12 protein-coding genes and 2 pseudogenes are annotated in these 12285 nt (G+C 69.4%); 6 read left to right on the top strand and 8 right to left on the bottom strand.

The window, feature by feature from the left end:
• Positions 1-139 precede the first annotated feature (139 nt).
• Positions 140-493, bottom strand: coding sequence for an ArsR/SmtB family transcription factor (locus tag AAHZ94_RS16880; RefSeq protein WP_349993725.1), 354 nt, complete (start codon positions 491-493; stop codon positions 140-142).
• 50 nt (positions 494-543) lie between these two features.
• Here AAHZ94_RS16880 and AAHZ94_RS16875 point away from each other — a divergent pair, with 50 nt between their 5' ends.
• Both AAHZ94_RS16875 and AAHZ94_RS16870 read left to right on the top strand, forming a co-directional pair.
• The gene (locus tag AAHZ94_RS16875; RefSeq protein ID WP_349993724.1) at positions 544-1311 is read left to right on the top strand and encodes an SDR family NAD(P)-dependent oxidoreductase; all 768 of its coding nucleotides are present in this window, start codon (positions 544-546) and stop codon (positions 1309-1311) included.
• Positions 1308-1472, top strand: coding sequence for a hypothetical protein (locus AAHZ94_RS16870; protein WP_349993723.1), 165 nt, complete (start codon positions 1308-1310; stop codon positions 1470-1472). The genes AAHZ94_RS16875 and AAHZ94_RS16870 overlap by 4 nt, the downstream gene beginning before the upstream one ends.
• A gap of 19 nt (positions 1473-1491) precedes the next feature.
• Here AAHZ94_RS16870 and AAHZ94_RS16865 read toward each other — a convergent pair.
• Both AAHZ94_RS16865 and AAHZ94_RS16860 read right to left on the bottom strand, forming a co-directional pair.
• Positions 1492-2029 (bottom strand): annotated as a pseudogene (locus AAHZ94_RS16865) (IS5 family transposase); the annotation flags it as partial.
• Positions 2030-2217: 188 nt separating this feature from the next.
• Positions 2218-2430: pseudogene (locus AAHZ94_RS16860) on the bottom strand (hypothetical protein).
• 151 nt (positions 2431-2581) lie between these two features.
• Here AAHZ94_RS16860 and AAHZ94_RS16855 point away from each other — a divergent pair.
• Complete coding sequence (locus AAHZ94_RS16855; protein WP_349993722.1) at positions 2582-2836, top strand: hypothetical protein; 255 nt, start codon at positions 2582-2584, stop codon at positions 2834-2836.
• A 392-nt stretch (positions 2837-3228) separates the two neighbouring features.
• Here AAHZ94_RS16855 and AAHZ94_RS16850 read toward each other — a convergent pair whose 3' ends face one another.
• Positions 3229-3633: a hypothetical protein gene (locus AAHZ94_RS16850; RefSeq protein ID WP_349993721.1), complete on the bottom strand. Its 405-nt coding sequence runs from the start codon at positions 3631-3633 to the stop codon at positions 3229-3231.
• A 955-nt stretch (positions 3634-4588) separates the two neighbouring features.
• Between AAHZ94_RS16850 and AAHZ94_RS16845 the strand changes: the two genes are divergently transcribed.
• From AAHZ94_RS16845 to AAHZ94_RS16835, 3 genes are all read left to right on the top strand, one after another.
• Complete coding sequence (locus tag AAHZ94_RS16845; protein ID WP_349993720.1) at positions 4589-4969, top strand: hypothetical protein; 381 nt, start codon at positions 4589-4591, stop codon at positions 4967-4969.
• Between the two features lie 465 nt (positions 4970-5434).
• Entirely contained in the window at positions 5435-6868 is a 1434-nt protein-coding gene (locus AAHZ94_RS16840) for a lamin tail domain-containing protein (protein ID WP_349993719.1), read from the top strand.
• Positions 6869-7379: 511 nt separating this feature from the next.
• A complete protein-coding gene (locus AAHZ94_RS16835; protein ID WP_349993718.1) occupies positions 7380-7898 on the top strand; it encodes an HAD domain-containing protein in 519 nt (172 codons plus the stop codon).
• Positions 7899-8078: 180 nt separating this feature from the next.
• On the opposite strand, the gene AAHZ94_RS16830 is transcribed toward AAHZ94_RS16835, so the two are convergent.
• The 4 genes from AAHZ94_RS16830 to AAHZ94_RS16815 all read right to left on the bottom strand — a co-directional run.
• Positions 8079-9530 carry a bifunctional folylpolyglutamate synthase/dihydrofolate synthase gene (locus AAHZ94_RS16830; RefSeq protein ID WP_349993717.1) on the bottom strand — a complete coding sequence of 484 codons (1452 nt, stop codon included), beginning with the start codon at positions 9528-9530 and terminating at the stop codon, positions 8079-8081.
• A gap of 223 nt (positions 9531-9753) precedes the next feature.
• Positions 9754-10461, bottom strand: a complete 708-nt coding sequence (locus AAHZ94_RS16825) for a hypothetical protein (protein WP_349993716.1) — start codon at positions 10459-10461, stop codon at positions 9754-9756.
• Positions 10462-10590: 129 nt separating this feature from the next.
• Complete coding sequence (locus AAHZ94_RS16820) at positions 10591-11463, bottom strand: DUF7192 family protein (RefSeq protein ID WP_349993714.1); 873 nt, start codon at positions 11461-11463, stop codon at positions 10591-10593.
• On the bottom strand, positions 11460-12285 hold an 826-nt coding region (locus AAHZ94_RS16815; RefSeq protein WP_349993713.1), incomplete at its 5' end, for an AAA family ATPase. The genes AAHZ94_RS16820 and AAHZ94_RS16815, both read right to left, overlap by 4 nt.

Here is a 12285-nt window from a genome sequence, read left to right as displayed (position 1 = left end):
CCCCCGGGAGCACTGGTTGGCGTGGTGGGCAAGGGTTAGTGCGTGGCGTGCGGATTGGCGCGGTGGACGGTGTGATGGGTGGCGTGGTGGGTGGTTGAACCGCACCCACCCAACGCGTACCAGAAGTGCTCGATGCCGGTCAGGCCCTGGCCACCGGGTTAGCGAGACCCACCTGGGCGCCGATGTCGTCGCTGTGGGCCGCTTGGAGCACGGCCTCCAGCAACCCGGGAAAGCGGGCGTCCAGGTCGTCGCGCCGCAGGGTGACGAAGCAGCGGGTGCCTTCCTGGCGGGTGCGGGTGACACCGGCGTCGCGCAGGACGCGCAGGTGATGGCTGAGTGTCGACTTGGCCACCGGGGCGCGGAGCTCGCCCCACCCGCGCTCCCGCCCGTCGGCGAGCACCCGGGCCAGCCCGACCCGGATCGGGTCGCTCAGCGCCGTCATCACCTCGATGAGGCCCATCTCGGTCGGCTCGGGGTGCGGTGCTCGCTTCATGGAACCATGGTAGCTTGTTCGACGTTCCACGAACATCGAACGAAGGAGTCATGGTGTCCGCTCAGCCGCTCGAAGACTTCACCGGCAAGGTCGTCGTGGTGACCGGTGCCGGATCGGGGATCGGTCGCGCCACCGCCCGTGCCTTCGCCCGCGCCGGGGCCCACGTGCTCGGTGTGGGGCGCCGGGCGGACGCCCTGGCCGAGACCGGAACCGATCACGCCGGGTTCGCCGCGCACCCCATCGACCTGTGCGACCCGGGTGCGCCCGCGGACGTGATCGATGCCGCGACGCGGCGGTGGGGCCGGCTTGACGTGCTGGTCAACAACGCCGGCGCCACCAAGCTCATGCCGGTGGCCGAAACCACCGCCGACGGCATCACGGCCCTGTTCGCCCTCAACGTCACCGCGCCCAGCCTGCTCGCCCACGCCGCCCTGCCGCACCTGCGCGACGCCAAGGGCTCGATCGTGAACGTCTCCAGCACGTACGGGCACCGGCCGCTGCCCGGCGCCGCGCACTACGCCGCTTCCAAGGCGGCGTTGGAGCACCTCACCCGCAGTTGGGCCGTGGAACTGGCGGCCGACGGCATCCGCGTCAACGCCCTGGCCCCCGGCCCCACCGAGAGTCAGGCGCTGGCCGCCGCCGGCGTGCCCGAGGAGACCGTCGAAGAGATCAAGCGCACGGAGACCGCCCGCATCCCCCTCGGCCGCCGCGGCGAGCCCGCCGAGGTAGCAGCCTGGATTCTCCGCCTGGCCGACCCGGCCACGACCTGGCTCACCGGCCAGATCCTGACCATCGACGGCGGCCTGGAGCTGACTTGAGGCTGGATGTGGTCTGGCCTGGTCTGGTCTGGTCTGGGAACATCACGCTCGTCGGGCCGCCGCTCCTGCACGTCGACTTCAAGTTCGTCCGGGCCTGCGACTTCGCCGAGCGGACCGAGGACCCGCAGAGCCTGTGGTGTGGGACCGGAAGGGCCCGCTAGGGGCTGTTTGGAGTTTGGATCATGTGGTTGAGGTGAGGTGCTTCAGCCACATGATTGATCCTCTGAGGTGGAGTCCTGCTTCGTAGCTTTCCGGGGATTTGTCGTAGCGGGTGGCGAGACCGCGCCAGGTTTTGATCTTCTGGAAGCAGCGTTCCACAGTGTTGCGTTGTTGGTACCGGTGCGAGTCGAAGGCGATGGGCCGACCGCCGGCAGGGCCTTATCTTCTTCCGGTTTGCGGTTTGGTCGGCCTTCTCCAGGATGACCGCGCCGATCCCGCGCCTGCGTAGATAGGCGCGGTTGGCCTTCGAGGAGTACGCCTTGTCGGCGGCCACCGCGCTGGGTCGGGTCCGCGGGCGACCGGCTGGCCCGGCGACCCGGATTCCCTCCAGCACTGTTCGAAACTGCGGGTTGTCCGCGGCCTGGCCAGGCGCGAGCGGTAACTCATATGCATCGACCGCGGCATGAATCTTGCTACTGAGCCCGCCTCGGGACCGGCCAAGCCCAGCTACCTTCGCCCGCGCCGCACGGCGACGCCGTGCCGCAGCACGCTCAGGCTGCGTCCCGTCTTTGGTGCTCGCCCGGGATGCGGCCTGTGATGGACCACCCGCAGGACCGGGCCCTGCTCCGGCAGTTGTCAGCCGGCCCATGCCCTGTGCCCCGACGACCGGGAGCTGGATGTGCTGGTGGCTGGGTGAGTTTGTGCTGCCGGTGGTACGAGGCGGAGGCCATGCTGGCTCTGTGAGCTTCAATCGGACAGGGGCACGCGGATAACGGGGTCGAAGGGGCGTTTGTTGAAACCGGTTCGCACGTTGCGACACTTCGGTGCCTCGCACATGAAGTACCCATCGACGTTCTTTTGGCCCGTTCGGCTCTTGAGCCAGGCCTTTTCGTTGTCGGTGAGGGGCCGGTGAGGTTCGTCGGTGTCTCAGGTGTAACAGAACTTGATGCCTGGTGGCACGACGATCTCCTTTAGGCGAATAGGCCGAAAATATGAGCTTACGCAAGCAAGTTGGGCCGCTCATAGGGGACAATCGGCCGTCTCTCAGGGGCCCGAGCCACCGTGGCGAGTTGGAGTCCGACGGCCAGTCAGTCGACGACGCGCATGGTGGGTGTACAACCCCTGGGGCGCCACCGTGCGCCCCGAGGCCACCGAGCTCGCGGAGCCGGGCCGTCTGGCCGTCCTTGATGCCCGCTGGGATGCCGACCTTGCGAACGGGGATGACCACGCCGTCGACAGCTTCTGCCCGGGTGACGTTGATGTCTTGGGCGATACCCATGCCGCGTTGGGGCGGGGTGGTTCCGAAGTACCGGTTGTTTATGTCTTTGAGGACCTCCCGAACATTGCCGCGGAGGCTGGCCACTGAGCGGGGACCTTAGCCAGGAGCTGCGTCACGAGGCGCTCAAGCTCTACGGGCGCCTCGTGGCGCAGAGCGCGCAGCGAGGCGGGCGGCTCGGTGAAGTGCTGGCTGACCAAGTACCAAGAGGTGCCGCTGAAGGGCCGGCGGCCAGTGACGATCCTGCAGAGCACGCAGCCGAGCGAGTACAAACCGGAGCGTGGCCGCACTCACAGAGGAAGCGGGAGCAGAAGACCCGGGCGGCGACCGCTTCGGAGGTGCCCTGGAAACGGCTGATCTCAGAGTCAGCGACTGCTACGCCCGTCGAGGCGAGTGGCTGGAGTTCACAGCCTCGGCCGCGTTGCCTGGCCGGGATGGGCCGGACCGCTGCCACACGCAGCGGTCCGCCGGGAACCGATCGGCTACTGCCTACAGCCGCTCCGCGTGCAGATGGAGAAGTCGCGCAATGTGCCGTTCTCGTACAGGTCGACGTCCACCCTTGTGGCGCCTCCGGCGACATCGACCGTGAGGGTGAAACCGTGTCCGACGGTGCCATTGCAGGTGCTGCGTACTTCTCGGTCCTTGATGACGTCGCCCGAGAAAGCGGTGTAGACGGCATCCCGGCACCCGGAAGCGGCCCGGAGTTGGCCGCCCACCTGGACCGAGCGGTTGTACCAAATCAGGTTGCCCTTGACGTAGGAGTTGCCGTACTGGACGTTGTACGGGGTCTTCGGGTCCGCAGTGGTTTGCGCGTGCGCGGTCGCCGTCATACCCAGTGTCAATGCAGCCGCCATGCCGATGGCGGACAGTGCTTGCGAGACTCGCATCTTCATTCCCCCTCTGAGGCCAGTGGCAGGGTGCCCTTCCGCAGACAGGACAGCACTGCCGTTCGCCTCTCGCGGCACGAAAATGAGCTGTTCACTCATTGTTCAGCCCTCCCGTAACTGACCGACAGCCCTGAAAGAACCTCGCTGAACTGGAGTTTCACAGCCCCTCAATAACTCGGAACGCAGTCGGACAGGAAGCTCCACCGCTCGCGTGGCTGCGCGAGCGGCCGGGCCGTCCAGGTGGGCGGGCGGGTCCTGCTGGTTGCGATTTGTTTCAGCTTGGCGCAGGCCCGCTCGGAGACCACAGGCAGGAACCGCGGCGCGCCGTCGTCGGCGTCGACGGCCGTGACGTATTCGTGCAGAGCCGCAAGCGCCTCGCTGTCGACCAGGGCATTTCAACCGTCCCGGCCCAGCCGGACCAGATCCTCTGATCGGAAGGTCGCTGCCCCAGCAGGAAGTATGCCTGTCGCGCTTTCGAGTCCCATCGTGGAGGGAGCTGCCACGTTCAATCGGGAGCAGCGTGCGCGACGGGCAATTGATTCGGTTCCGGGACAACCGCTTTAAGACGCCCGCGATGCCAGCGGGTCGCGCATGGGGGTGCTCTAGGTGGGCGGGCGTTCGATGGAGGAGCATGGTTAACGAGGAACCTCAACAGGGCCTGCGCCGCTGGACCAAAACCCCTCCCTCTGACGCTTTGACCAGGGATAATCACCCCCGCGCCGGCCCGGCGGCGAGGTCGCGCGCAGCGCGCGGGCGACCGCTGCTGCCGCGGTGCGGAAGTACAGCAACCCGACGATTGTTCAGCAACGATGCCCCGCTCCATGAACAATCATTGTGGAGTGCAATGCGCGCGCACGCGTGATAGTTGAGGCACAAGGAATGGGGAGTGCTTAATTCCTGCATGGCGGGGAAAACCCTTCCGGATGCCATCTGGTGAATCGCTAAATTCGTCAGTATGAACGCGAAAAGGAAATTCCTCAGCGTCAGCACGGCGGCAGCCGCCCTCCTCGGCGCCGCCCTGGCCACGGCTCCTGACGCTTCGGCGAGGAGTCAGCACGGGTGCAAGTTCCCGCGCGTCTGCTTCTACAAGACCGGGGCGGACTTCGACGCCAATCAACCGACGGCCTCCTACAAGGACCTGACCAGCAGCTTCCAGGCACTGGGTCCCCGCGCCCGCGGCTCCCACAAGGCCGTCAACACCCGCAACGACGATGGCGCGATCATCAAGTTCGCAAACAGGCCCGCCGGGGTGTGCATGAGGCCGAACACAGTGTGGACGTTCGGGGCGAACGTAGCGACCCACATCCGGATCGTCGATAGCCCCACCTGCGCGTGAGCGACCTGCGGATCGCGTAGAAGAAGGCATCTTCCCAGCCCGTCCTCACCGGCTCCCCCTTCGTAGCCGCCTGGCAATGGCATCGCCACGCTGCCAGCAGCTCACCTCGTGCCGTACCAGCGGACGCATACGGCACTGCGGCCGGACACGTACTCAGTCGACCCGCGATACAGCGGACGGCCGAGCCCATCGCCTCCCGCAGTGCCGTACGTGCCACGCCGCGCAGCCACGCATGGACCCGGTCGCCGTCGTAGCACCGGTGCCAGGCGACGTACACGCAGGCCAGCAACGCGTCTGACTCCGGTCAACGCACACCTCCGACCTGCCCACCCCACCAGAGAGCAGCACCAAGGGATTTCGCCCACCGTTCGCAAGCCGTCCCCCTGGGCAGAGGAGTCGTGTTCGGTCAGGGCCGGGACCCTCGGGCCGGCCGTCTTGCCCATGACAACTCAAGGATGGACACCAGTGACCGCATCGACTGTTCGTCGTCGGCGCCCTGTTCTTTCCAGACTCCTCGTCGCCGCGCCGCTCCTGGCCGCGGGCGTCCTCACCGGCGCACCTGCGGCACACGCGGGGGCCGCGGCGGACGACATCCGGATCAACGAGGTCGTCACCACTGGTGACGTCAATGACTCGATCGAGCTGCACAACAAGGGCACCGCCACGATCGACGTCTCGGGTTGGATTCTCAAGGATGACGACAAGAGCCACTCCTACAAGATCGCTTCGGGGACCACGCTGGCCCCGGGAGGGTTCCGGGCGTTCGACGTCAGCGGCAAGTTCGGGCTGGGGTCCGACGACGAGGCCCGTCTCTACCGCGCCGACGGCAAAACCCTGGTCGACAGCTTCGCCTGGAGCAAGCACTCCGATGCGTCCTGGTCGCGCTGCGCGGACGGCACCGGGGCCTTCAAGAAGGTGGCTACGGTCACCCTGGGCCGGGCGAACAGCTGCGGTACCGGCGGGGACGATGGCTCGGTGACGCCGGTGGCATGGCCCGGTGGCAGCAGCGTGGCGACCGCGGACGGCTCCAACGTCTTCGGCGAGGACCTCAGCGGGCTCTACCAGGAGAACGGCGTGCTGTGGGGCGCGCAGAACAACGGGAAGCTGTGGCGGCTGGTTCGGGACGGGTCCGGCGGATGGAAGCCGGACACCGCGAGCGGCTGGTCATCCGGCAAGACTCTGCGCTTCCCCGGCGGCTCCGGCCACCCCGACAGCGAGGGTGTCACCCTGACCGGTGCGGGCTCGGCCGGCGGGGCGTTCGTGGCCAGTGAGCGCAATGGCGATGCTTCCGGCACCAGCCGGCTGTCGGTGCTGAAGTACGACGTCAGTGGCTCGGGTTCGTCGCTGACCGCCGCCAAGGAGTGGAACCTCACCTCCGACCTGCCATCGACCGGTTCCAACCTCGGCTTCGAGGGCATCACCTGGGTCCCGGACACCGCACTGACCGGCGCCGGGTTCAAGGACGCCTCGACGGGCGCGGCCTACAACCCGGCCAGCTACGGCGCCCACAGCGGCGGCGTGTTCTTCGTGGGCGTCGAAGGCACCGGCACGATCTACGGCTACGTCCTGGCCGACTCCGGCACGTACACCCGCGTGGCCTCCTTCAGCAGCGGCATGTCCGGGGTGATGGAACTCCAGTGGGAACCGCAGGCTTCACGCCTGTGGGCGGTCTGCGACGACACCTGTGACGGCCAGCACCGCACCCTGAAGATCGACACCAGCGGCGCGTTCGCCACCACCGCCGTCTACAACCGGCCGAGCGGCATGCCGAACTACAACAACGAGGGATTCTCCCTCGCCGGCGCGAGCGAATGCGTGGCCGGGTCCAAGCCCGTCTACTGGTCCGACGACGCCAACGACGGCGGCCACGCCCTGCGCCGGGGCACCGTCACCTGCTGACCTGGCCCCTGAAGCATCCTGGCCCAACGCCCAACGCCCGACGGCCCACGCTCCGCGGGACCTGCTCTGGCCGGGGTCGGGACGGCATGTGTCGCCTGGTCCGCCCTCGACGGTTCACGACCGTCGAGGGCGGAGTCGTTCCAGGGGCGGGAGCGGTTGGTCAACACAGCCCAACAGTCGGCGCTCCGTGGCACACCCTCCTGAAGGGGGCTTCATGTTGTGGGTCGGCTGGTTCCTCCTTATGATGTCTATCCACCTCATTACAGCCCTCCCTCAAACACCCGAGCCATGGGCATCTCGACGGCGGCCTCCTTCACTCGGAGGGGGCCGTGTGGAAAGGGCCTGTCCATGGCCTGCACCTCCTCGCGCGGCCTACCCAACCCACCCTTTGAAGTAGTCAAGCGACAGCGTTTGTCGGTCGGTTCGGACAACGGTTGCGGACTTTGAAGTCCGTGGATGGCCAACCTCTCGTGGAGCAACCAGTGGTGGGCTCTAGCTAACCTGTGCTGCTGTGACTGGCTCTCCACAGCTTCCGCTGCTGTTCCTCGACGTCGACGGACCCCTGATCCCGTTCGGGGCGGAGCCACAGCAATATCAGTATCCGACCTATGAGATCGCTCCCCATCTGCGTGGAGTCGCTGCGAACCCGCTCCTGAACAGGATCAACCCTCAGCACGGAGCCAAGCTGGCCGCGCTTCCGTGTGAGGTGGTCTGGGCCACGACATGGATGGATGAAGCAAACGAGTGCATCGCTCCGCTGCTCGGTCTTCAACGGCTTGCCGTGGTCGTCTGGCCTGAGCCGTCAGACGTTGATGAGCAAGACGAACGCGACGGGCTGCACTGGAAGACCCGTGCCCTTGTCGACTGGGCGGCACGACGGCCGTTCGTGTGGGTCGATGACGAGGTCACTGACACGGATCGCGCGTGGATTGCCTCCCATCATGTCGGACACGCCTTGGTCCACCGGGTAGATGCTCGCTTCGGTCTCACTGATGGTGACTTTGCGATTCTCGCCGCGTGGCTGGGATGACTGGTCGGGGAGCGGGGCCGTCACCATGGTGGCGGCCCCCGCCCCGAGGGCGCGTACATGTGGCCTTCGAAGAAGGCTTCCTGCCCGCAGGAGGCGAAGACCCGAGAGACAGCTTTGCCCGAGCAGGACAGCCAAAGGGAGAACCGCTGTCGCCCCCACCCGCGAACAGGGCCAACCACCTCACCCCGGCGGCAACCCCAGCACCGTACGGGAGTCCCCCACCAGCCGCAGGGAGCCGAAGATGACGATCAGGCCGTCGGGGCCGGCGAGTTCGGTGGCTCGGTGGAGGGCTGTGGGTGGGTCTTCGGCGGTGAGGCAGGGGCCTTGGCGGTTCGGGGCGAGTCGGGTGTGTAGGGAGTTGGGGTCGGCGGCCTGGTGGGAGCCGGTGCGGGTGAGGACCAGAGGCCAGTGGGTGGGGAGCGGGGCGAGCATGCCGGAGACGTCCTTGTCGTCCATGGCCGCGAAGACCAGGACGGGTGGAGCGGCGTCGTCGCCGGCGGCGGTACGGCCGGCCGCAGCGGGACCACCGGCGGCTTGGCCGGCAGCGGTGTGACCGCCGGCAGCGCGGGCGGCAGCAGCGTGACCACCGACGGTGTGGCCGCCGGCAGCGCGGGCGGCGGCGTGGCGCAGGATCTCTGGGGCGACGGTTGCGACGCCCTGTGGGTTGGTTGCGCCTTCGAGTAGGACGCGGCCGGTCCAGGTGCCCAGCCTGGCCTGCGGGACGAGTTCCAGGCGGCCTGGCCAGCGCGTCGCCGCCAGGCGGGTGCGCAGGGGTGCGTCGGCCGGCTGTTGGACGTGGCCGCGTTCGGCCAGCGCGTCCACCGCGGCGATGGCGACCGCCAGGTTGTGGTGCTGGTGTGCGCCGGGCAGCGGGCAGGGCAGTGCGCGGGGGACGCCGCGCGGCGTGGTGACGTCGCCCAGCGTCTGCGGGGCACCCTGGCCGTCGTGGCCGGCGCCCCGGGCCGTGTAGTGGACCTCGTGGCCGATGCGCCACACGGTCAGCCCCGTACGTTCCTTGAGTACCCGCTCGGCGCTGGTGGCGGCCTCGGGTTCCAGCCGGCCGATGACCACGTGGTCGCCGTCCCGTACGGCTGCGATCTTGGCCTGCGCGATCTGGGCCAGGGAGCCGCCGAGCAGTCGGGTGTGGTCGAGTCCGACGCCGGTGAGCACCTTCACGTCCAGGCCGAGTTCGGCAGCCGCGGCCCGGCTGCCGCCGATGCTCGCCTCGGCCACGGCCAGGCCCACGCCCGCCCGGCGGAAGTGCACGGCGGCGGTGGTCGCGAAGAGGCCCTGGGACAGGACGGGCAGGGCGTGGTGTTCGATCGCACGCCACACCTCCGCGAACGCCGCCGTGTACGCGGCGCGCGAGACGGGGACCCCGTCGACGCGGATGCGCTCCCGGGGCTCTTGGAGGTGGGGACTTGGCATGCTGCCCACCCGCACTCCGGTCGCAGCCACCGCCGACACCGCGAACGCGCAGGTCGAACCCTTGCCGTTGGTCCCGACCACCAGCATCCCGCGCAGTTCCCGTGCGGGATCGCCGAGCGCCGCCAGCAGCTTGGGGACGTTGGCCTGGCGCGCTTCGCGGGACAGGCCGTGCGGGTTCTCGTGCACCTTCGCGAGGAGGTCCACGCACCGTTGGTAATCCACTCGCCGCATCATGCCACCGGCTGCGCCGGGCCGAGAACAACGGCAGCGGGGCGGACCCGCCACCGCGTCCAACAGCCCCTCCCCCGCTGCCCGGTGCCCCTGGTGGGCCCGGGTTGACGGCTCCCGCCCGGGGCTCCGTCCAAGCCCCCGCCCAGAGCCCCGTCCAGGCCCTACCCAGGGCACGGCCCAAGACTCAGCCCAGAACTCAGCCCGTGGCGTACTGGTCGCGGCGCGCCTGCGAGCGGCAGGTGCGGAAGAAGGCGTCGATCTGCCCGGGGTCGTCCTCCACCAGGAGCGCCAGCCAACTGCCGTCCGCGAAGGTCAGCCGGCAGCGCGGGACGCCCCGGCCCGCGACGTGGGGGACGTCGGGGCGGGCTGTGGCGTACGGGATGCGCGCGAGGACTTCCAGGCATTGGACGCGGCCCCTGGCCCAGGCGCGGGAGGGGGCGGCGAGCAGGACGAGTTCGCTGCTGGTCGGCACGAGGAGGCGCGCAGCGTCCGGGGCCTGTTCGTACCAGCTCAGTAGGGTGTGTCCGGCCGTTCCCGACCAGTCGCCGTCGAAGGCGTCGTACAGGCCGAGTTCGCGGGCCCGGGCCTCGCGGGACTTCAGTGCCTCGCGCGCAGCCCGGCGCGCCTGGCGTTCCGCGCGGGTGAAGGTCGGCTCCCAGCCCTCCAGGGCCGCCGCGATGAGCAGCGGTGTCAGGAGCACGGCGGTCAGCGCCGACAGCCCGGCGCAGACCGGGCGCCGGCGCGGGCGCAGTCTGGGGTTGCCGGCCCGCTGGCGTGCCTCGGGGGGCGGTTCGGGTATCGCCGCGGCCAGCCGGCACCAGGCGGCGGATTCGGCGAACACCCTGGTCGGGCCGGGTTCCTGGGCGATGAGTTCGGCGGCCCGGGTGCGCATGCGGTCTCCCATGCGGCAAGAGGATAGACAAGAGGGGAAGCGGGGACGGTGATCGGCCACGCGCCAGGCCTGTACGGCCGCTGCGGGGCGCCCGCCGCTCGGTCACCGCGGGGCGCCCGGTGTGCGGCGCGGCGTCGCCGCTCAGTCGGCCCGTACCAGTCCCAGCGATGCGAAGGTGTCCAGGCACCAGTTCAGGGCGCTCTTGGCCGTGCGCCACTGCGGGTCGTCGGGCGAGAGGTACGGCAGGATGTAGGGCTCGGTGATCTGGCCGGGCAGGTCCTCCTGGTAGCAGGTCTGTGGGGCGTAGCCGTAGTTGTGCCGGTACATGCGGCGGGCCACGGCCTGTGGTGCGCTGTCCCAGACCGCCAGCCAGAGGCGGCGCAGCATCGCCGGGTGGGCCACTGCGAACATCAGCCGCCCCATGTCCAGGGGTTCCGCCGCCGAGATCACCCGCGCCATGCCGACGTGCCGGTCGACCATGCTCACGTACGTGCAGAGGCCGGACCACACCTCCACGCTGTGGCCGGCTTCGACGATGGCCGAGCACAGGGCGGCGAGGGCCACGCCGCGGTGGTGCACGGCGGCGTGCGGGGTGGTGTGGACGTAGCCGGCCGGGGTGACGAAGGTCACCACCCGGCCGCGGGTGGAGATCTGCTGCGGCACGGCGTCCACCATGCATTCCGGTACGCCGCTGAGATAGGCGCCGATGTCCACCTCGCTGCCGGTCACGTCCCAGGCGGGGGCCAGTGTGGTGGCCAGTGCCAGGTCTGCGATGCGCTCCCGCAGCTCGGCCACTTCGGCGTCGACCGCGGGCAGCAGGGCGCTCCAGCCGTCGGTGGCGAGTCGGAGGGCTTCCTCCCAGGTGGCGCCGGCCCAGCCGCCCGACCTGATCGCGCGCCCGGCGCCGTAGGAGATGGTGTCCGGTGCGCGCGCCCGGTCCACGAACTCCTGCCACGACCACATCGGCGGCAGCTTGTGGACGGTGTCGGCCGGGCCGGGAACGTGCCAGATCACTGGGCGGTCTCCGGGTTTCCGGGCCCGATGCCCAGGGCCGCGCGGTGGGCCTGGGACATGCCGCGTACCGCCCGCCAGTTGAGCACCTGGTCCAGGCTGGCTCCGGCCTCAAGGAGCTTGGCCGCGTCGATGCTGGCCCGCGGCGAGAACATCAGCGGGAGCCGCTTCTCGGCCGCCACCGCGCGCAACCGCCGTACTTCCAGGAGGACTTGACGGGCCTCGTGAGCACGGGAGGGTGCGTGGGCGAGCGCGAGGCGCTCCTCAAGTTCTTCGTCGACGGGGACGTCGATGAGGACGTAGCGGTCGAGCGTCGCCGCGTCCAGGGCCTGTCGGCCCACGTACTGCCGGTCGCCGCCGGTGCCGTAGGTGTTGGCCGTGGCGAGGAGGCGGAAGTCGGGGTGGGCTTGGACCATGCCGTCGGCGAAGGCGCACGAGCGGATCGACAGGGCCTGGTTGAGTTCGGCGAGCAACCCCGGGTGGCCGCTGTCCAACTCGTCCAGGAGCATCAGCCCGCCGTGCTCGAACGCGTCACGGAAGGGGGTTCGGTGGTAGTGGCCGTGGGCGTCGTAGTAGCCGAAGATCTTGCTCATCGGTGTGGTCGGCCCCAGGGACAGGGCGTGGAGCTGCTGGCCGAAGGCGCGGGCGGCCTGGCCCGCCATCATCGACTTGCCGGTGCCCGCCGGGCCCACCAGCAACACGTGGCAGCCGGCGCCGAGCGCGAGCAGCACCTCGGGCAGCACGGCGTGGGTGTGTCCGCCGATGCGCACCGGGTCGGCGCTGGCGACCCTGACCTCGGTGACCGGCGGGACCTCGCGGGCGGCC

It is taken from the genome of Streptomyces sp. HSW2009 (assembly GCF_040240285.1).
Classification (GTDB): domain Bacteria; phylum Actinomycetota; class Actinomycetes; order Streptomycetales; family Streptomycetaceae; genus Streptomyces.
Note: the sequence above shows the minus strand (reverse complement) of the source record. Positions and strands in the feature narration are given on the sequence as shown.